The sequence below is a fragment of the Candidatus Krumholzibacteriota bacterium genome, assembly GCA_016932415.1.
Lineage (GTDB): Bacteria > Krumholzibacteriota > Krumholzibacteriia > Krumholzibacteriales > Krumholzibacteriaceae > Krumholzibacterium.
On the sequence record JAFGCX010000010.1, the window covers coordinates 307,228 to 328,500 of the forward strand.

Below are 21,273 nucleotides of genomic sequence, written 5' to 3' on the forward strand. Positions count from 1 at the left end.
GGAAGGGATCGGGTGGCAGGTGAAAAAATCAGCATCTGGATGATTTTCAGAGTGTGAAAAGTAAAAAACCCGGTTTTTTTCAAAAAAACGGGGTATAATTTATATGTGGGTCCGATTTACCGATGAGATTTTAGAAAAGGTATAATATTTTAATGGTCCACGCAAAAAAGAAAGAAATCCCCTCTCTGGCGCCGCCAGATATAAAAAGAGTCTTTTATCCAAGTTTTCTGATTTTCCTTACACTATCGATACTCTTGTCGTGCAGCGGTTCTGACCGTCCCGAGCGCTCGGTCGGCGAGGCGGAGATGGCTGACCAGGAATTTGCCGATTTCACGACGATTGAAAGCGATTCGGGAATAGTGGAGTGGATCCTCGACGCTCCGGTCGCCAGGGTCTACAATATAAGAAAACTCCTCGTGACGGACAGCCCGGAGATCGTCTTTTATGACCGCGATGGAAAGGTCACTTCGATCCTCACCGCGGACAAGGGAGAGTATAACCAGCAGACTCACGATCTGACAGCCCTTGGAAATGTCGTTCTCACATCGACCGAGGGTTTTATTCTCGAAACAGAGAGCCTCGTCTGGCTCAATCAGTACGGGCAGATACATACTGAAGATTTCGTAAAAGTCACCAAAGGGAATGATATATTGACCGGGTACGGATTTCAGGGTTATCCGGAACTTAAGAATATTGATATAAAACGAGACGTGAAAGCATATCTGAGAGATGAAGAAGGCCTCGTCGAAAATGAAGTCGACAGGGAGCGCGGTAACAAGGCAGGCAAGGATGAATAACGGGGCCAGCGGAAACGAACATGACTATCCGGGCCTTGGATGCAGGGGCCTTGTAAAGGCGTATGGCAAGAGGTGCGTCGTAAATGACGTATCGATAAATGTCAAGCGGGGAGAGATAGTAGGGCTTCTGGGTCCGAACGGAGCCGGTAAGACTACGACTTTTTACATGATAACCGGTATGATCAGGCCTGATAAGGGGCAGGTCATCCTGGACAGGGACGAGATCACCTCTCTTCCGATGTACAAGAGGGCGAGAAAGGGTATAGGTTATCTTCCGCAGGAAGCATCGATATTCCGGAAATTGACGGTCGAGGATAACCTGAAAGCTATTCTCGAGACCCTGCCTCTTTCAAAGAAAGAGCAGGATGAGAGGCTCGAAAGCCTTCTTACCGATCTTAACGTGGAGTATCTTCGCAAAAGTTACGGATACCAGCTTTCCGGCGGGGAACGCAGAAGGGTAGAGGTTACGAGATCGCTCGTGACAGAGCCGTCATTCATGCTTCTCGACGAACCTTTCGCGGGAATAGACCCTATAGCGGTGGCCGATCTTCAGAGTATAGTAACGAAACTCCGTGAGAAGGGCCTCGGCGTCCTGATCACCGATCATAACGTCAGGGAGACATTGTCTATAACTGACAGGGCATATATCATGTATGAAGGGAGCATCAAGCGCTCCGGAACAGCGGACGACCTGGCCGGCGATCCCGAGGTGCGTGAGATCTATCTCGGCGACGCCTTTCGTCTGTAGAACAGGATGGATATATTATGGAAATGAAAATGGGTATGCGCCTTGGGATGAGTCAGCGGCTGGTGATGACGCCAAGGCTGCAACAGGCCCTGAAATTGCTGCAGATGCCTACCCTGGAACTCCAGCAGGTGCTTAAGCAGGAGATACTGCAGAACCCGCTTCTTGAAGAGGTAGACGAAGTCATTGATTCGGCCGAGGACGATGACAAGGATGATGACGAGAAAGAAAAAGAACCGGCTGACTCTACCGATGACAAGGACGAGTGGGATGATTTTTATGATACCGCGTGGAACAGCGGTGGTAACGCCGAAGTAGAGGAAAAAGAGGATTTTGTCGAAAGGGTCCCGGTAGCCAAGCAGACTTTTTCAGAATATCTCTTCAATCAGCTCAGGCTCTCTTCCGAGGACGAAAAGATCCTGGAAATCGGCGAATTCATCATCGGGTCCCTGGATGATTCAGGATATCTGACTATGCCGGTGGTCGATATAGCAAGGACGTTCGGCACCGAAGAGAGCGAAGTGGAAAGCGTCCTGAAGCTGATCCAGACATTCGACCCCGTCGGAGTAGGAGCGAGGGATCTGAGGGAATGCCTCCTGATCCAGCTGAAAGCAAAGAATCTTGAAGACAGCCTGACCGCGAGGATAGTCAGCGACCATTTCGAGGAATTCAAACAGAAGAAATATCTCGATCTCAGCAAGAAACTGAAGATCTCCCTTAAAGAAGTACAGGCCCAGGCGGCGGTGATCGGGACCCTCAACCCCAAACCTGGCCTCGACGTGATCGTCGATAATCCGCATTACGTGATCCCCGACCTCGTCGTCGATCTGGTCGGGGAGAAATACGTGATCTATCTGAATGATCGCAATGTCCCGCGTCTGAGGATCAGCCAGTCGTACAAGGATGAGCTGCAGCGGGATTCCGGTATAAGCAGCGAGACCCGCGATTTCATTCAGGGAAGGCTCAAGAACGCCAAATGGCTTATACAGACGATAGAGCAACGCCGCAGAACGATGATAAAGGTGATGCAGTGCATTGTGGAGGAACAGAAGGAGTTCTTTGAAAAAGGGACGGCCGCTCTGAAACCGCTCACCCTGCAGCAGGTGGCAAGCCGTATTGACATGCACGAGTCGACGGTAAGCCGCGTTACTACGAACAAATATGTCCAGACTCCCAAGGGAGTATTCGAGCTGAAATTCTTCTTCAGTTCCTCTCTCGGGACACAGTCCGGTGAAGAGGTCTCCGCCAAGAGCGCCAAGGTGAAGATCCAGGGGATCATTGCCAAGGAAAATCCAAAAAAACCGCTGAGCGATCAGAAGATCGCCGATATCCTGGAGAAAGACGGTCTGATCATAGCGAGAAGAACCGTCGCGAAGTACAGGGAACAGCTTGGAATACTACCAGCAAGGCACCGCAAGGAATATTAGTAGATTTTACCAGTGGGGTATCTGACGATAAATGATTCGATCTGTCGATGAGAATGCTACAAAAAGGCTTCCTTCCTGGCTGAGGAGGAAGATACCTCTTCTCAGCGAATCGGCCCGTATCGAGGGAACGATCAGGAGAAGGGGCCTTCATACTATCTGCAGGGAAGGTCTGTGCCCGAACAGGGGCGAATGCTATTCAAAGGGAAAAGTCACTTTCATGATGCTCGGTGATACCTGTACGAGAGGATGCGCTTTCTGTTCAGTGCGAAAAGGCATACCTTCCGATCCCGACCCGGACGAGCCCGAGCGGATAGCCGATGCCGCCGGAGAACTCGGTCTGGACCACGTGATCGTGACGTCAGTGACAAGAGACGATCTTCCTGACGGGGGAGCCGCGGCTTATGCCGATCTTATCAGAGAACTGAAAAAACTCGATCCGGTTCCCGTCATCGAGGTGCTTGTTCCCGATTTTCAGGGCAGGACCGGGTCTATCGAGACTGTCCTCGACGCGGGACCGGATATTTTCTCTCATAACATGGAGACTGTTAGAAGGCTCTATCCAGAGGTAAGAAAAGGATCCGATTATGACAGATCATTGAATCTTCTCAGGAATGTGAAAGACCGAAAGGAGGTCCTGACGAAATCGTCATTCATGCTCGGACTTGGAGAAACGTTCGATGAGGTGCTCGGCGCGATGGATGATATTCGTCGAGCAGGATGTGATTTTACCGCGATCGGACAGTATCTCCGGCCAGGCGTCAGACAGGTGCCGGTAAAGGAGTATATAGTTCCGGAGAGGTTCGAATGGCTTGAAAAAAAGGGGTACGAGATGGGTTTTGCCGAAGTGTCGGCGGGTCCCCTCGTGCGTAGTTCCTATCAGGAAAACAGGCTCGATATGATACGAAAGCCTGGGCCGGATAAGACGGACATTTGATAGGAGGAGGAGTACACGATGAATCTGACCACCACAGCAAGACATTTCGAGACAGATTCCATACTTATGGAGCATATTGAAGAGAGAGTATACAGGTTGAAAAGGTATTTCGATCAGATCCTTAACGTCGATGTCATCATGTCAGTAGAGAAATTCCGTCATATCGCCGAAATAAATGTCCATGTCAACGGTCATGATTTCAACGCCAAGGAAGAATCGAACGAGATGGCCGTCTCCATAGACAAGGCTACCAAAAACCTTGAGAGGCAGATCAAGAAATTCAAGCAGAGGCTGAAAGCGAGCCATCAGAAGACAAAGCGACTGGAGAACAATATTAAACCGCAGGAACTGATCATCAAGGCGGACAGCATAGGAAGCGAGAGCGGCATCGAAATAATGGAACCGATAGCTCATGACGTGAGAGAACTCTCCATCGAGGAGGCTATTCTTTCTCTCAAGAAGAGCGAGATAGATTTTTCCCTTTTCAAAAACTCGCAAACAGGTAAAATGAACTTCGTCTATAAACGTTCAGACGGAGATTTCGGGGTGATCGATACTTCGTAAAGATGCCACTTTCAGGGAGAGATGGAGGGTTCAATTGGTCAAGGAGCATTCTGTCAGGTCGTTCTATGAAGACAACAGGGAAGAATTCCATCTGGAAGTGCTGACGAAGGGGCTTGAAAGCAAGATCCCGATCACCACTTCCGATATACACAGGCCAGCCTTCGCTCTCACTGGATTCATGGAGAACTATCTTTACGAAAGGATCCAGATACTGGGAGAGACGGAGATACTCTATCTGCGATCGCTCCGGCCGATCGAGCATACAGCTGCTATCGAAAGACTTTTCTCCAGGACTCTCTGTTGTATCATCGTGACAAAAAGCCTCGAAGTCCCCGATGATTTTCTTCAACTTGCCGAAAAGAACTCCGTTCCCGTTATCAGGACGGCGATGCAGACTACCGAATTCATCCATGTCCTTACCGGACAGCTTGATTACGTCTTCGCTCCGAGGACGGTTCTTCATGGTTCGCTGGTTGATGTGTATGGGGTCGGGCTCCTTTTCTCCGGAAGAAGCGCTATCGGTAAGAGCGAGATAGCTCTTGATCTTGTCGAAAGAGGGCATCGCCTGGTGGCTGATGACGTGGTCGAAGTCTCAAAGCATGGAAACATCCTTGTGGGAAGGGGACGGGACCATCTGAGGCATTTCATGGAAATCAGGGGAGTCGGTATTATAAACATGATGGATCTTTTCGGTATAAGGGCGGTCAGGATACAGAAACGGATAGAGGTTGTCGTAAGGCTCGAAGACTGGGATCCGGATAAAGACTGGGACAGGCACGGTCTCGACGATCACACCACCGATATTCTTGGCGTCGATATAAGGCAGCTTGTGATACCGATCTTTCCCGGGAAGAATATAACCGTGATCTCGGAAGCTATCGCTCTCAATCACATGCTCAAGGTATACGGGATCGACGCGGCCCAGAGACTCGATCAACAACTCGGTAATGCCATGGAAAGCGACAAAAAAACGCGCAGATATCTTAAATATGACAATGAATGAAGAAAACGGGGAAATGCTCGGACTTATAGTGACTCATGGCGATTTTGCCAGGGAACTTCTCAACACGGCAAAACTGATAGTCGGTGATGTCCAATGTTGCCGGACTCTATCCAATACCGGTCTCAGCGATGACGTTCTTATCGGGAAGATCAGGGATATACTTGACGAGGACAGGGAGCGCGACACTATAATCTTCGTCGATTATTTCGGAGGCTCGTGTTCGATGAATTGTCTCAGAGCTGTCAAGGGGTACGACAGGGCATGGATCATTAGCGGGGTCAATCTTCCGATTATTCTTGATTTTATCACAAAACAGGGCACAATGGACCCGCAGCAGGTGATCGGGAACCTGATCAGGCGGGGGCAGGAAAGTGTCAAGGTCATAGATATGTAGTCTTCCGCACTCTCAGCCGCCAGCGGAGCCGGTCAGGCAGGCCACCTTTCGCATTTTTATCCGGGATGGTCCGAAAGATATGCTTTTATTGTTCAGGATAGATGACAGACTGGTCCATGCCCAGGTCGTCCTCGGCTGGGGCAGAAAGATCAGGCCGGAGAGGATAATCGTAGCCGATGACGAGGTCGCGGCCGACAAATGGGAAAGCGATCTCTACCTGCTTGCCGCACCGCCAGGCGTGAAGATATCTCTCGTCACTCTCGTTGAGGCGGTCGACCAGTTCAATGGTGCCGTATTCGACAGCGAACGGGTCATCCTTCTTGTCAGGAACCCGGCCAGTGCTTTCAGGCTCATCAAACTGGGGCTCGGGGTCGGTGAAGTGAATGTCGGGGGGATGCACTATCATGACGGCAAGGAAAAGATCCTTGATAATATATATATAGACGACGAAGACAGGAAAGCTCTCAGAGAGATGGTCAAGCTCGGGATCACCCTCGACGCGAGAGCACTTCCTGACGATGAGAAGATCATCCTCAATTCCAGGATCGTTTAAAGAGAGAAGCTGGTAATGAGTAATAAAACAAGGTTTATCCTGGGACTCCATAATCATCAGCCGGTAGGCAACTTCGATCATGTGATAGAAGACGCCTATGTCAGGGCTTACCTTCCTTTCCTGGATGTGATGAAGGATTATCCCGACATCCCTTTCGCCCTGCATAACAGTGGCATCCTCTGGGACTGGTTTGAGCAGAGACATCCCGAATATCTCGATATGATATCGGCCATGGTCTCGGCCGGCCAGATAGAGTTGATGTCCGCGGGATACTATGAACCGATATTGACAGTCATACCTTCGAGGGACAGGTCGGGGCAGTTGTCGATGATGAGTGACTATCTGGAAAAACATTTCAGGATAAGGCCCCGCGGCTGCTGGTTGACTGAAAGGATATGGGATCCCCATATGCCGGAGACTCTCTCTGCCGCCGGTCTCGAGTATGTGCTGGTGGATGACTCCCATTTCAAATCGACAGGATTCGAACCGGCCCAGCTGAAAGGTTATTTTCTTACCGAGGAAAACGGTTCGTATATCAAGGTCTTTCCGATCGACAAGAACCTCAGGTACCTGATTCCCTTTCATGATCCCGAAGAGACGATGACCTATCTTGGTTCGCTTTCCCGGGAAAGCTCCGGAGGGGAGATAATCGCGGTGCTTGCCGATGACGGCGAGAAATTCGGGTTGTGGACCGGCACAAATTCGCTCTGCTACGGAGAAAACTGGCTGCGAAGATTCTGCGACGCCCTCCGGGCGAACAACGATTGGCTGGAGACGACGACATTCAGCAGGGTCCTGGATTCGACCGTGGCAAGATCGATCGTATATCTTCCTACAGCTTCGTACGTGGAGATGATGGAGTGGGCGCTGCCTGTCAGGGCGCAGGAATCGTATAATATCGCCAAAGAGGCGTTGGAAGCGAGCGGATCCTTTCCCGATCCGGCCGAAGCGCTCAGGGGAGGGTTGTGGCGTAATTTTCTGGTCAAATACGAGGAAAGCAACTGGATGCACAAGCGGATGATCCTCGCGAGCAAGATAGTGGATCAATACGCGGCAGGCCCGGGAAAAGTCAGTATCGCCGAATCGGCGAAGAGGCATCTCTATCAGGCCCAGTGCAATTGCGCATACTGGCACGGACTTTTTGGAGGATTGTACCTTCCTCACCTTAGAAGCGCTGTCTTCAGTCATATCATAGCCGCGGAAAAAATCATCGAGGATGAGACCCGCGGAAAGAAAGAATATATCGATCACGGGATCAGCGATATCGACGGGGACGGGATCGAAGAACTGTCAGTATCGACCGGGAAGATAAAACTCTTCATGAAACTTAAAGGCGCGGTGCTGAGAGAGCTTGATCTCAGGGAAGCGCGGTTCAACCTCACTGACACGCTTACGCGCAGGGAGGAGTATTATCACAGGAAGATCGCCGGGCTGGGCCGAGCGGCGGAAGGTGATGGAGCGATCAGCATACACGAGATGTCTACGGCCAGGGAAGAAGGACTTGAAAAAAGACTTTTTTACGACAGCGAGCCCCGGGCTTCGCTGGTCGATCATTTTATCGATCCTGCCGCCACCCTCTCTTCCTTCTCGAGATCGGAGTACAGCGAGAGGGGGGACTTCGCCACTGGAGATTATCTCCTTCAGGTCGAAGGACCGGTCGACCTTCCGGTCTTTCATTTCAGCAGAAAAGGGGAGGTGATCCAGGGTGAGGGGAGAGTCGATCTCTCCATTGACAAGAGGATCACTCTGCTCGATTCGGGCAGAACCATTGATGTGGAATATTCGATCAAGGCTGGCGGAAAACTGAAAACGCGGTTTGCCGTGGAAAACGTGATCTCTTTTCTTGCCGGAGATGCTCCCGACAGATTTTTCCTTTTTCCAGGGAGGGACGTCGAGCAGACGAATCTTGCCTCGACAGGTGAAGAGGCCGGCCTGGGTAATTTTGAGATGAGAGATGAATACCTTCGTCTCGGGGTGATATTCGATTTCGATCCCGTGGCGCTTTTCTGGAGATTCCCGGTGGAGACGGTCTCCAATTCCGATTCGGGGTACGAGAGGGTCTACCAGGGTTCAGCACTTGTGCCTGTATGGGATCTGTCTTTATCAGAAGGCGGATCATCCACGATAAGGATCAGGATCCGGACCGGTACTCTCTGACAGGAGCCGATTCGGACGGAAGGGGTTTGAAACTGATGAATCCGGTCTTCGCGGTGGCCCTGACAGGTGGGATCCTTGCTCTTGATCAGAGGAGTTCGATCAGGACGATGATCTCGCAGCCGATATCGGCGGGAATACTGATAGGATCTGTGCTGGGAGCCTGGACTGAAGGACTTCTTGCCGGTGCTCTTTTCCAGATGATATTTCTCGGCCATGTACATTTGCGGGGTAAGGGAACTCCCGATATTCCTCTCGGTGGGATAGCTGTTTCGGCTCTTTATATACTTGGATCGCGTGGGCTCGGTGGCGACCCGTCAGCGGGCGGTTTTGTCCTTCTCGCCTCCATCCTGGCGGGGGTCCTTGTGGCGGGGGCGGGGCAGGCTTTCTACAGCTGGTGGGAAAAAGCATCTTCCGGCATCGTGCTGAAAGCAAGAGGCTGGGCCCTTGATGGCAGGTCGGGAACAGCCGCCACGATCCATCTATCGATGACGGTTATACATTTTCTGTTTGCTTTTCTTCTGCTTTTCGCGGTCATATCGGCAGGTCCGCCGGTGGTCGGATCTATCGCGCTGCGCCTTCCCGGATCGGTCACGGGAGCTTTCGGACAGCTTCATCTTCTCATACCATTTATCGGGATCGGTTCGCTTCTGCGGCTGTATGCCGCCAGGTCGCAGGTTTTGTGGTTCGCGTCCGGTTTTTTACTGACTCTTCTTATCGTGACGGTGAGGTGATCCGGCCCGGGCATTCTCCGCGGTGATGGAATATGAAGAATAGAACGAGATTGAAAGTGATAGCTGGTATATTTTTTCTTCAGAACTCGAGGAACAGCCGGATACTCGATGGTCTCGGGTTTTTCTGCCATCTCCTCCCATTTTTCCGCGAGATAAGTGATGACATGGAGTCGCTGAAGGAGATCTCAGGGCGGCATTCGGAGTATTTTAACGCCAATCCGATGATCGCTTCATATGTCTCCGGCGCTGTCATGAATCTCGAATCGAGAAGAAAAGCGGGCGAGGATATCCCTGCCGAACGTATAAAACGGGTAAAAGAGGCACTTTCATCCGTATTTACGGCAAAAGGGGATTATTTCTTCGAGATCGTGTTAATGCCGTTTGCGTTGACTTTCGGCAGTATTTTTGCTATGTATAGCTCGTACATAGGTCCGATGATCTTTCTGGTTATCTATAATCTCTATCATCTGAAGTTGAGGATCGGTGGTTGTCGGGTCGGATTGTTACTTGGTGAGGATGTCGGACGAGGATTCGCCACTACGCTTTTCAGGGAACAGAAGGTCATGCTCGGCGCGGGAGCTTTTGTCTCTGGAGTGTTTTCGGCCCTGGTCTTTACCCGGGCATGGAGTGCTGGCGGTTCGCGTTTTGTCTTATGGGGAGCGATCGTCGCTCTCGTTCTTATTCTGCTTCGCGGGAAGATAGATGTCCTGTGGACTGTTTTGGCGCTTTTCCTGGCCACAGCCGGTTTTCTGGTGATCGTTTGATTCGATACCATGGATCTCCAGCTTCCAGACCGGGTCTGGCAAGAAGTAATAATATGATTTCAGGCAAGGTAAAGGTCACCAACAAGAGAGGGATCCATCTTCGGCTCGCAGGCGAGCTTGTCAAGATGGCAAGCAGGTTCAAATCAGAAGTGATGATCGGCAAGGATGAGGATCTGATGAACGCCAAGAGTATTCTCGGAGTGGCGGGACTTGGAGCCGAATTCGGGACTGAACTGCTGCTGAACGTCGATGGAGTGGATGAAAAAGAAGCTCTTGATACGCTGATAGACCTTATCGATAATAAATTCTATATGGAAGAGTAGAATAGTATGAAAAAGAAGACCGATGAAAAAAAAGAGATTATTTTTAACGGTATTCCCGCTGCTCCGGGCATAGCTTTCGGAGAAGTTTTCGTCGTGAATGTCGATGAACTCCCCGTTAATAATGAGTCTATCACGGACAAAGAGATCAAGGGCGAGATCGCTGAATTCGAGGATGCCCTCAGGCGTACCGGTGAAGAACTCGGCGAGTTGCATAAAGCGCTTGCCGCCGAGATGGGGGAAGACCACGCCAAGATACTCGATTCCCATATAATGATCCTTGCCGACGAGATGATGAAGGAAGAGACGAAAGAGTTGATCAGAGCGGAAAATGCCAATGCCGCCTACGCCTTTACCAGGGTGATAGACAAGACTCTCACCGCTTTTGAACATATGGAAGACCAGTACCTGAAGGAAAGAGCTGAAGATATAAAGGATGTGAAGAGGCGTGTCATTCGGAATCTGCTCGGGCAGAAGACCGAGGGGATCGCGAATCTGAGGAAGAAAGCGATAATAGTCGCGAAGACTCTTACTCCTTCAGATACGGTCGGATTCAAGAGAAAATATGTCCTCGCTTTTGTATCGGATACGGGAGGCAGGACATCGCACGCGGCGATAATAGCCAAATCGATCGGTATTCCAGCCGTAGTAGGGCTCGATCAGTTCAGCAGCCACGCCAAACCTTACGACCAGATCATCGTCGATGGTCTTACAGGTCAGGTAATACTCAACCCGACTCCGGAGACTGTCGAGCTTTACAAGGAAGCCCTTCAGAAATTCAAGGAGATCGAAAAAGAACTTCTGACGCTGAAGGATTACGCCGCTGTCACGCTCGATAACAGGACTATAGAACTCTCCGGCAATATCGAGATGGATGAGGAAGTCGAGAATATAATAGAACACGGCGCTAGAGGGATCGGGCTGTTCAGGACAGAGTATTTTTTCATGATGAGAGGTACGCTCCCTGGAGAGGAAGAACAGTACAGGTACTACAGGAGCATAGTAAAGAAAGTAGCCCCTGATCCCGTACTTTTCCGGACTCTTGATATCGGGGGGGACAAGATAGCCAAATGGGTGGATGACAGTGTGGAGAATAATCCTTTCATGGGATGGCGCGGGATCCGTTTCACACTCTCTCGTAAAGATATATTCAGGACGCAGCTTCGCGCCATCTTCAGAGCGGCGGCTCACGGCAGGGCGAGGATAATGTTCCCGATGGTCTCGGTCGTTGATGAGGTCCGCCAGGCTATAGCGATCTGCGATGAAGTGAAGGATGACCTGAAAAGGGAGCGATACCAGTATGGCGATGATGTCGAGATCGGGATCATGATCGAGACTCCATCTGCCGTCGTCATGGCCGATGTACTGGCCAGGGAAGTCGATTTTTTCAGTATAGGTTCTAACGACCTTGTTCAGTATTCTCTCGCCGTGGACAGGGGGAACAGCAGGATATCATATCTCTACGACACCCTGCATCCGGCGATCCTCCGCTTTATCAACAGCACCGTGACCGAGGCTCATAAAGCGGGGATATGGGTGGGGTTATGCGGAGAGATGGTAGCCGACGCAAGGGTGATCGGCACGATACTGCTTATAGGGCTCGGACTCGATGAGTTCAGCGCCAGCGCGTACCTGATCCCGGAGATCAAGAAGATCATCAGATCGGTGACATATGATGAGACGAGGTCACTGGTAAGGAAAGCCCTGTTGATGTCGACTTCAGGTGAAGTCATTGAACTGGTAAACAGGTTTATCGAAGATAAACGTCCGGAACTCCTTGAGTATATTCCGAAAGACCCGATCACGGAAAAAAGATAGAACAGCATGGCGGAAAGCCATCTGCTGGAGGGTTTATTTGAACGTCGAACATTCCGCAAGACACTACAGCATCGACCAGGACAGGATGATCGACAAGGTCTTGTCCCTGCCGGACCAGATGGATGAAGCGTGGGGATCATCGCTCGATTTTGTCCGTGATATCCCAGAACCGCCATCCTCGTTCATAATCAGCGCAATGGGAGGATCAGCAATAGGCGGACAGCTGATGAAAGACCTGATAAGACCCGGTTGCCGCAAGAGCCTCCATATCGAGCGGGGGTATTCCCTTCCTTCTTTTGCAGGAACCGACACGCCTGTAATCTGTATCAGTTACAGCGGCAACACGGAGGAGGTCATAAGCGCCTTCAGAGAGGCGATTGTCAAGGGATCACCCGTTGCGGTGATAACCTCGGGAGGTCTGCTTGCCGATGAAGCCGAGGCTGCGGGAGTCCCACTCCTTAAGATCCCCGGCGGCAATCCTCCCCGTGCTTCTCTTGGTTATCTATTCGCGCCGCTTGTCAGGCTGGCGAGCGAATGGAATATTCTCGATATAGATGATGAGGCGTTCGATTCGGTGATGCAAGGCACCAGGAGCCTCCTTGAAAAATGCCATCTCGAAGCAGACCTGGCTGGAAACAGCGCGATGCAACTCGCGAAAAGACTTTACGGAAAGACGCCCCTGATCTACAGCGGAGACGGCCTTCTTGCCGGAGCCGCCTACAGGTGGAAATGCCAGTTCAACGAAAACAGCAAATCAATGGCGTTTTTCAACACTTTCCCGGAGCTTGGCCATAACGAGATCATGGCCTGGGATTGCCCGGAAAAACTCAGGCAGTATCTTTTTCTTATAATGCTTTGCGACAGGGATGACGATCCCAGGGTGACGAAAAGAATGGAAGCGGCGTATTTACTTCTTGAGTCTCTGGCCGGTGGGGCGATAAAGATAGAGAGCTCCGGCGCTGCGGGAGCTGTGGGAAGGTTCGAGCGCCAGTTATCTGCCGTGGTCCTTGGAGACCTGACAAGCGTTTACCTGGCAGTCGAGTATGGAGTCGACCCCACGCCGATTAAAAAGATCGACGAGTTGAAGGACCTGACAAGATCGGAGTATCGATGAAAGCAGTGATCCCGTTGGCGGGAATCGGGAAAAGGCTTCGTCCGCTGACATATACGATCCCGAAAGCGCTTGTGACGGTTGCGGGCAAACCGATCCTAGGACATATCGTCGATTCCCTCGTCTCGATGGGAGTGACGGAGCTTGTTCCGATAATCGGTTATATGGGAGATCAGATAAGGGAATACCTGACGGATAATTACGATATCGAAATGAATTTTGTCATTCAGGAAGAGCAGAAAGGGATCGCGCATGCCGTGTCGCTGACTTCGCCGTATGCTGATGATTCTGAACTGATAATAATTCTTGGAGATACCATCATCGATACCGATCTCTCGAAGGTCCCGCGCTCGGGGGACTGCGTTCTCGGAGTGAGAGAGGTCGAGGATCCGCGCAGGTTCGGTATATGCGAGGTTTCCGGCGGCAGGATCACCGGGATAGAGGAAAAACCCGATCACCCGAAAAGCAATCTCGCCGTCGTCGGGCTCTATTATTTCAAAAACTCGTCGCTTCTTTACAGGTCATGCGAATACGTCATCGAAAATGATATCAGGACGAGAGGAGAGTACCAGATCACCGATGCCCTTTCTCACATGATCGACAGTGGAGCCGTCTTTGTGCCATATGAGATAGATAACTGGTTCGATTGTGGCAAGGTCGAGACGCTGCTGGAGACTAACAGCACTCTTCTCAAGGGTAGAAAATCGAGCTATAGCGGAAAGAACACAATAATCATAGACCCATGTTTCATCAGCGACCGATCTGAGATCGTAGATTCCGTGATAGGTCCCGACGTTACTGTATCCAAAGGATGCAGGATCGAAGGTTCGCTGATACGAGATTCGATAATTAACGAGAATTGCCAGGTCGAAGGAGCAAATCTGGCCGGGAGCGTGCTGGGAAAAGGCGTGGTTGTCAAAGCAAGACCGGCGCGGCTTAATGTCGGGGATGATTCGCTTGTAGATTTGGATTGATCGATAGAGAGAATGTAAGGAAATATACTGATGCGGTATAAATAATTCCAAGGAGGATGTAAATGGCTGAGAAGCACCTTTTTACTTCAGAATCAGTTACAGAGGGCCATCCGGACAAGGTCGCCGACCAGATCTCGGACAGTATCGTCGACGCTATACTCAAAGACGATCCAATGGGAAGGATCGCCTGCGAGACTCTCGTCACGACGGGGATGGCTTTTATTTCAGGGGAGATACATACGACAGCTTATGTCGATATTCCAACGATAGTGAGATCGGTCATCCATGACATCGGATATGACGAACCTTCTCTAGGTTTCGCCTCCCAGACTTCCGCAGTGATCACCGCTATTGACGAACAATCGGGTGATATCGCGATGGGTGTAGATACCGGCGGGGCGGGTGACCAGGGGATGATGTTCGGGTACGCGTGCCATCAGACCGATGTACTGATGCCGATGCCTATTCATCTGGCGCATCTCCTTGTAAAACAGATGGCTGCCGTAAGGAAAGACGGGACTCTAGGTTACCTCAAACCGGACGGAAAGTCACAGGTCACCATCGAGTACGAAGATAATTTTCCCAGGAAGATCGATACAGTCCTTCTTTCCACTCAGCACAGTGAAGATGTCTCGATCGACGAGATAAGAAAGGGACTGACGGAAAAGGTAATCGACCCTGTCCTTGCCCCTTTCGACATAGATAAGTCCGATTACAGGATACTGGTCAATCCGACCGGGCGATTCGTCAGGGGTGGCCCGATGGCCGACACCGGTCTTACCGGCCGCAAGATAATCGTTGATACTTACGGAGGTTTCGGTAGTCACGGGGGAGGTGCCTTTTCAGGAAAGGATCCGACAAAGGTCGACCGTTCCGCGTCGTACGCCGCGAGGCATGTGGCAAAGAATATAGTGGGCGCCGCTCTTGCCGACGAGTGCGAGGTACAGATCGCGTACGCCATCGGTGTCGCCGAACCGGTATCGGTGATGATCGAGACTTTCGGCACTGGAAAGATATCTGATGAGAAGCTTACAAAGATCGTCAGGGAACTCTTTGATCTTACCCCCCGGGGAATAATAGAGCGTCTTGATCTGCGACGGGATATCTACCGGCAGACGGCTGCTTATGGACATTTCGGACGCGAAGGATCTGATTTTACATGGGAAAAGCTCGACTATACCGATGCGTTGAAGTCGAAGCTCCAGGATCGTTGATAACCAATTGAAAGGAATAACCGGATGAAATACGACGCGAAGGATCTCGGGCTTGCCTCGAAAGGAAAGGAAAGGATCGAGTGGGCGGAAGAATCGATGCCTGTCCTGCGAATGATCAGGAAGAGATTTGAAAAGGAGAAGCCACTTGAAGGTATAAGGATAGCTTCCTGTCTCCATGTCACGACGGAGACGGCCAACCTCATGCGCACCCTGAAGGCAGGTGGAGCTGAAGTAGCTCTCTGCGCTTCAAATCCGCTCAGCACTCAGGATGACGTCGTCGCTTCTCTTGTCGAGGATTACAAGATATCGGTTTTTGCCATAAGAGGCGAGGATAACGACTCATACTACAGCCACATCAATTCAGCTCTCGACATCGAACCGCAGATTACGATGGATGACGGTGCAGATCTCGTCAGTACGGTCCACAAGGATAGAAGGGACCTGATAAAGAACGTCATAGGCGGTTCCGAGGAGACGACTACCGGCGTGATCAGGCTCAAAGCGATGCAGGAACACGGGGTGCTCGAACATCCGATGATCGCGGTAAATGACGCGATGACGAAGCATTTCTTCGACAACCGTTACGGGACGGGACAGAGCACGATCGACGGCGTGATCAGGGCTACCAACGCTCTTCTGGCGGGATCGAGAGTGGTAATATTCGGATATGGATGGTGCGGAAGAGGAACGGCGATGAGGGCTCGTGGAATGGGAGCGAATGTCATCGTGATAGAGATCGATCCCGTAAAAGCTCTCGAAGCGGTCATGGATGGATTTTCAGTGATGAGTTCCCTCGAGGCAGCCAGGATCGGAGATATCTTCATTACATTGACGGGAAATATCTCTGTCATCCGCAAGGAACATTTTGATCTGATGAAGGACGGCGCGATTGTCGCCAACTCCGGTCATTTCAATGTCGAGATCGATATTCCGGATCTGGAGAAAGTCTCTACCGGGAAAAAACATATTCGAAGCGAGATAGATCAGTACACTCTTCCCAACGGGAACAGGATCAATATTCTCGCCGAGGGACGCCTTATAAACCTCGCGGCTGCCGAGGGACATCCCGCTTCCGTCATGGATATGAGTTTTGCCAACCAGGCTCTTTCCGCTGAATACCTCATCAAGGGTGGAGCCGGACTTGAGAAGAAGGTCTATCCGGTCCCGGAACGTATAGACAGGGAGATAGCGAGACTTAAACTGCAGGCGGTCGGTTCTCTCGTCGACGAACTGACAGCCAAGCAGAAAGAATATCTTGAGAGCTGGGAACTTGGCACCTGATCCTGTACCGGGCGCAGACAGATGAAGACTGCCGCAGCAGGCGATCGGGACGGGAAGATATCTGTTCCGTCACCGGCTGCGGTTTTTTATTCAAGGATCGAAAAATTGCTTCGTTTTTCAGTCGTCTCCAGGGTCCTTCTGTCCATGATCGAGACGATCAGCTGGAATGTTCCCTTCCAGAGGTTTTCCGTGGCGATCTCAAGCCTCTGTATCTGAGTGGAACCAAAACCGGTAGTCTCGAATTTCGAACTGATCGCGGGAGGGGGTTCTTCAAGGACTGGTCCCTTTCTTCTTTTCGAAACGGGTATTATCCTGTAGTCGATCGTATAGTACGCGAGCCCATCCCGGTCCGTGTCGAGACCGTACATCTCGAAATAGAAAGTCAGGGGAAAAGGTATCCTGTAGGCATGCAGTGGATGAGGGACTACCTGAAGGTCTCCTTTCCGGAATTTCACCATGTCGTCCGTCTCGCTGATCGAACTGGCGAAAAGGATGTCGCTGAGCGAGAGTTTTCCATCCATCGAAGGAAGTTCTACGTTAGTCTGGAAGACGCCCTTCCGTCCGCTGCCGGTATCGGTGACTTCGATACCGATACGATAATATCCCGGCTTGAGAGCCATCGCGAGCTGTCCCGGAATATATCCCGGTCCCTGCCATATCGTCCCTCCGGTCTGGGAAGCGGATATGATGTCGCTCACCATGGCCACTTCGCGGAATTCGATATCCCTTACAAGCAGATCGAGCCTGACAGATGCGCTGAGGGTGTCCGCTCTCCGGTTGAACCTCACTTCATCCGACGGTATCTCGAAATTGAGTTCTATCCTTATCGCTCCCTCGCCACCGCGGAACGAGAGGATATCAAAAAATACGGGAAGCCTGTCTCCACGAAGCTCGACCGAATAGATGACGGGGTTTTCCTTCAGGTACTTGTGAAAATTATTCCTTCTCTTGTCGTTATTCTGGCTTTCGAGAGCTGATATCATATCCTGTCCGATCTCCGCCCTGACATCGGGATCAGCCATATAATCGATCTTGTCGGGATTCAGGCCGGATATCGCTTCGATACTTGCCGGTGGGACGTTGACAAGTATCTCGGCCGGAGTATTCGTCAGGTACTGGGAGATCGCTTTCAGCTTGTCGAGCTGTTCTCTCCCGGTAAGGCCATATATCTCGAAAGCGTAAATGAATTCGCCGTTGAGGTTGAAATTCTGAAAAGCGACGATCATATCGAGTGACTTGTAATACCATATCTCGCCGGGAGGAATCATCCTGTAGAACCCAATATCGGCGGGGATCGATCTTCTCGTAGCCGGCATTCCCCACCGGATCAGAGTCTCGCCCCTTTTATCCCAACCCGGAGCTTTTTTCATGGCGAAGAGTTCCCTGGCCAGAGCGACCCTCGTCTCATGCTCGATCCTTCTCTCATTCGATGGTGTCGCTGGCGATGGATCGCGCTCGATCCAGAACCGGTCTATCCATTCAAGCCGTGCTTTGGGGCCGGGTTGCGACAGGAACTGCTTCATCTGGTGCCTGTTCATCGAATAGCGAAGCCCGAAATAAGTTACGAGTTCCCGGGTAGAGAGTTTTTTAAGGAGAGCGTTCTCGCCGTCGAATTCTTCTGCCCGAACCGCTGAGGGGATGAAAATCTGAAGAGTCAGAAGGAAAATCATCAGACAGGGAACCAATCTGGGTAGATAACGCATCATTCCATCCTTATTATTGAATGCCTGAAATACCAGGGGATCGGTAATCGTCACGGTCATCGGTTAGCCTTGCGCAGCAGTATTCCTCCGATCGAGATGAATATGATATTTCCGAACCAGGCGGCGATCGGTGGGGGGATCACTCCGCTATGGCCAAGCGACTGGCCGATCCTCAGGATACCGTAATAGGTAAAACTGATGAGCAGTGTAAGACCGAAACCTGTCGCCATCGATGTTTTCCTTTTCGCCGATGAAAGGGAAACTCCGATCATGGCAAATATAAAACTTGTAAAAGGAAAACTGAATTTAAAATAAAGATCGACCATGTATTTGTCAACAGAACCGCCGCCTCTTCTTACTTTCTCGATATAATCGCGCAGTTCGTTGAAGTTCATCTCTTCCGGTTCGATCGCGTTCTTGGCGAAGTCTTCGGGTTTTTCGGGGAAATCATCTATCTCGAGCCTGGTAAAAGGGGTGACATCCTCTCCCGCTTCCTTGAACATGCGTACGGCTCCATCGACGAATACCCAGCTTGTCCCGTTCCAGAAAGCTTTTCTCGCGTCTATCCTTTTTCTGAGATTGGATCCTTCATATTCCTGGACGATGATATTGACCATCATGCTCATCGAGATATCATATCTTTCGGCATAATAAGTCCTGTTGTTCTCTCCCTGGTAGTGCAGGTCGAGTTTGTATCTCAGCGACGATTTCTGTTTGGTCTTTCTGATCTCGACTTCCATGATCTCTTCGGCCTTGCGTTTCGAGACCGGCACTACGAGATCGCTCATGACGATCGAGAAAGCTGTGATTATCAATGATGAGATGAATATAGGCCTGACCAGCCTGACAAGTGATGTCCCCGACGAGATAAAAGCGGTGAGTTCATTATCCCTTGAAAGTTTTCCCAGAGTGAATACCGACGCGAGAAGGACAGCGACCGGAGTGATAAGCATTATTATCCACGGGAGCTGGAAAAAGTAATACGATAATGCCTGGAGGACAGTCGCGTCTCCATCGATGAATTTGTCGATCTTTTCGCTTATGTCGACAGTGATATAGATCGCGATAAAAGCGGCGATTCCGATATATATGTTGCGCCAGAAGGTCGAAAGCATATACCTGTCATTTATCTTCATCTTACCGCTTTCAAAAGAGGTCCGGATCCGGTTCCGACCTTACAATATAACGGCCCTTTTTTTCAGCCGCCACCTTTTACGCGGGTTGAACCTGTCCCAGTTTATTGTCTGTGATTCGCGCACTGTACTCCACAGGAGGAGCACCGCCGCGGAAAGGAGGATGAAGTTCGGAAGCCACATGGCAAGCCATGCTGGCATATACTGCCTGTCGGCGAATTTTTCCCCGCTGATGAGGAACATGTAGTAGACGAGGAAGAACAGTATGCTGAATCCAATCGATGTAGTCATCCCCTTTTTGCCGGCCCTGATCGCGAGGGGGGCGCCGACAAGAACGAATATCAGGCAGCTGAAAGGGATCGAGAATTTCTTGTGTATCTCGACCTGGTATTTGCTGATCAGGCGCTGGCACCCATCTATGATCCTCGCCGCGCTCTCGATGTCATGTTTCGTCTTTTCAACAGATACCGTTTCCGTTCTGGACGGACTTGTTTCCCCTCCAGGGGTGGTGATTCCCGACTCCTGCTTTACCGGTGCGAGCAGTTCCTTCAATTCAGGCACGGCGAGTGAAAGTTTCGAGATCATCGCCTGGGCGGCGTCTTTGTTCATCGCCATCCTGTAGCCCGAGGCTTCTTCCTGTTTTTCGGCTATCTTTTCCCGCATCATCCCCACATTCATTTCCCTGTCCGTTCTGTGCGTCCTTTCGGACCTGTCGAGACTTCTGTCGATGTCACGCATGTTGATGGTAAAGTTACTGAAGAGAGTCTTTCTGTACGTAGAGACATCTTTCGGGTCGGGCATCTCGTGAATTTCTCCATCCCTGAGTTCGAACCTCAGTACGTTGTCCTCATCAATGAATGACATCTTTCCACTGTTGGCCACGATCGTCGTCGGGATCCCGCCCTTTTGTTTCTGAAATATCTGGACATCCTTTATCTCGCCGGTCTTGTCGTCCTTTTCCCTGACAAGGATGGTATACCCCTTGATAGCGTCGCTGAATATATTTTCCCTTATTTCGAGAGTAGGTTTCATTTTCTGGATATCGATATAAAGATTCAGACACTTGTGGTTTGTCTCCGGAAGGATCGCGTTGTTATAGTAGATCAGGGCCGCGCCGAGAATTATAGACGCGATGAGGACGGGGATAATCATCCTGTAAAGGGAGATACCGCTTGACTTCATCGCTGTTATCTCGTTTTCCGAAGCGAGTTGCCCGAAAGCCATCATCGTGGCGGGCATTACCGACATTGGTATAATTAATGCGAACATATGACCGAGACTGAGGATAAAGAATTCGAGGACGACAAGAAAATCGACCCCCTTGCCGATGAACAGACTGAGGTATCGGAAGATAAAGTCCATAACGAAGACAAAGGTTATGATAGCCAGTCCAAAGAAGTAGGGAGGAAGATGAAGCCTCAGGATATATCGATCAAGAATATGCATTTTATTAACTTACAAAGTTTTGTTTAAAAAGTTCCCGTTGTCCGGGCCGTCATTAAAATGCGCGATCTTCGTTCCTGAACCGGACGAGGCATCGCTCTCGGAATAAAGAATCGCTTGTTCACCCCCCCTGGTCATCAAATCGAATCGGCCGGCAGGGGGAAGGTGTACTTGTACCTTTTTGTGGACAGGGAAAGGGAATTTTGT

At 50.7% G+C, this 21,273-nt stretch carries 20 protein-coding genes; 17 read left to right on the forward strand and 3 right to left on the reverse strand.

The window, feature by feature from the left end; all coding sequences use genetic code 11:
* Positions 1-152 precede the first annotated feature (152 nt).
* From lptC to JW814_04235, 17 genes are all read left to right on the forward strand, one after another.
* A complete protein-coding gene (gene lptC / locus JW814_04155; GenBank protein MBN2070631.1) occupies positions 153-797 on the forward strand; it encodes an LPS export ABC transporter periplasmic protein LptC in 645 nt (214 codons plus the stop codon).
* Positions 790-1,545 (forward strand): LPS export ABC transporter ATP-binding protein, encoded by a 756-nt coding sequence (lptB, locus tag JW814_04160; protein ID MBN2070632.1) that lies wholly within the window; start codon positions 790-792, stop codon positions 1,543-1,545. Before lptC ends, lptB begins: the two co-directional genes overlap by 8 nt.
* Positions 1,546-1,562: 17 nt before the next feature.
* Complete coding sequence (gene rpoN / locus JW814_04165) at positions 1,563-2,969, forward strand: RNA polymerase factor sigma-54 (GenBank protein ID MBN2070633.1); 1,407 nt, start codon at positions 1,563-1,565, stop codon at positions 2,967-2,969.
* Between the two features lie 31 nt (positions 2,970-3,000).
* Positions 3,001-3,903 (forward strand): lipoyl synthase, encoded by a 903-nt coding sequence (gene lipA / locus JW814_04170; protein MBN2070634.1) that lies wholly within the window; start codon positions 3,001-3,003, stop codon positions 3,901-3,903.
* Between the two features lie 18 nt (positions 3,904-3,921).
* On the forward strand, positions 3,922-4,467 hold the full coding sequence (raiA, locus tag JW814_04175; GenBank protein ID MBN2070635.1) for a ribosome-associated translation inhibitor RaiA: 546 nt from the start codon (positions 3,922-3,924) through the stop codon (positions 4,465-4,467).
* Between the two features lie 34 nt (positions 4,468-4,501).
* Positions 4,502-5,470, forward strand: a complete 969-nt coding sequence (hprK, locus tag JW814_04180) for an HPr(Ser) kinase/phosphatase (protein MBN2070636.1) — start codon at positions 4,502-4,504, stop codon at positions 5,468-5,470.
* On the forward strand, positions 5,457-5,864 hold the full coding sequence (locus JW814_04185) for a hypothetical protein (GenBank protein MBN2070637.1): 408 nt from the start codon (positions 5,457-5,459) through the stop codon (positions 5,862-5,864). The genes hprK and JW814_04185 overlap by 14 nt, the downstream gene beginning before the upstream one ends.
* Before the next feature lie 79 nt (positions 5,865-5,943).
* Positions 5,944-6,417: a PTS sugar transporter subunit IIB gene (locus JW814_04190; GenBank protein MBN2070638.1), complete on the forward strand. Its 474-nt coding sequence runs from the start codon at positions 5,944-5,946 to the stop codon at positions 6,415-6,417.
* A 15-nt stretch (positions 6,418-6,432) separates the two neighbouring features.
* Positions 6,433-8,574, forward strand: coding sequence for a DUF1926 domain-containing protein (locus tag JW814_04195; protein MBN2070639.1), 2,142 nt, complete (start codon positions 6,433-6,435; stop codon positions 8,572-8,574).
* A gap of 26 nt (positions 8,575-8,600) precedes the next feature.
* Positions 8,601-9,305: a PTS sugar transporter subunit IIC gene (locus JW814_04200; protein MBN2070640.1), complete on the forward strand. Its 705-nt coding sequence runs from the start codon at positions 8,601-8,603 to the stop codon at positions 9,303-9,305.
* Positions 9,306-9,337: 32 nt separating this feature from the next.
* Positions 9,338-10,069 (forward strand): PTS system mannose/fructose/sorbose family transporter subunit IID, encoded by a 732-nt coding sequence (locus tag JW814_04205; GenBank protein ID MBN2070641.1) that lies wholly within the window; start codon positions 9,338-9,340, stop codon positions 10,067-10,069.
* Positions 10,070-10,122: 53 nt separating this feature from the next.
* Complete coding sequence (locus JW814_04210; GenBank protein MBN2070642.1) at positions 10,123-10,392, forward strand: HPr family phosphocarrier protein; 270 nt, start codon at positions 10,123-10,125, stop codon at positions 10,390-10,392.
* A gap of 6 nt (positions 10,393-10,398) precedes the next feature.
* Positions 10,399-12,207, forward strand: coding sequence for a phosphoenolpyruvate--protein phosphotransferase (gene ptsP / locus JW814_04215; protein ID MBN2070643.1), 1,809 nt, complete (start codon positions 10,399-10,401; stop codon positions 12,205-12,207).
* Between the two features lie 37 nt (positions 12,208-12,244).
* Entirely contained in the window at positions 12,245-13,321 is a 1,077-nt protein-coding gene (locus JW814_04220) for a bifunctional phosphoglucose/phosphomannose isomerase (GenBank protein MBN2070644.1), read from the forward strand.
* Complete coding sequence (locus JW814_04225) at positions 13,318-14,292, forward strand: NTP transferase domain-containing protein (GenBank protein ID MBN2070645.1); 975 nt, start codon at positions 13,318-13,320, stop codon at positions 14,290-14,292. The genes JW814_04220 and JW814_04225 overlap by 4 nt, the downstream gene beginning before the upstream one ends.
* A gap of 62 nt (positions 14,293-14,354) precedes the next feature.
* Positions 14,355-15,506, forward strand: a complete 1,152-nt coding sequence (locus tag JW814_04230; protein MBN2070646.1) for a methionine adenosyltransferase — start codon at positions 14,355-14,357, stop codon at positions 15,504-15,506.
* A gap of 24 nt (positions 15,507-15,530) precedes the next feature.
* Complete coding sequence (locus JW814_04235) at positions 15,531-16,787, forward strand: adenosylhomocysteinase (GenBank protein ID MBN2070647.1); 1,257 nt, start codon at positions 15,531-15,533, stop codon at positions 16,785-16,787.
* An 86-nt stretch (positions 16,788-16,873) separates the two neighbouring features.
* Here JW814_04235 and JW814_04240 read toward each other — a convergent pair whose 3' ends face one another.
* Genes JW814_04240 through JW814_04250 form a run of 3 tightly spaced genes read right to left on the reverse strand, consistent with a single transcriptional unit; the run spans position 16,874 to position 21,069 of the window.
* Positions 16,874-18,490, reverse strand: coding sequence for a GWxTD domain-containing protein (locus tag JW814_04240; GenBank protein MBN2070648.1), 1,617 nt, complete (start codon positions 18,488-18,490; stop codon positions 16,874-16,876).
* A 56-nt stretch (positions 18,491-18,546) separates the two neighbouring features.
* On the reverse strand, positions 18,547-19,626 hold the full coding sequence (locus JW814_04245; protein ID MBN2070649.1) for an LptF/LptG family permease: 1,080 nt from the start codon (positions 19,624-19,626) through the stop codon (positions 18,547-18,549).
* Positions 19,627-19,665: 39 nt separating this feature from the next.
* On the reverse strand, positions 19,666-21,069 hold the full coding sequence (locus JW814_04250; protein MBN2070650.1) for an LptF/LptG family permease: 1,404 nt from the start codon (positions 21,067-21,069) through the stop codon (positions 19,666-19,668).
* Between the last annotated feature and the right edge of the window lie 204 nt (positions 21,070-21,273).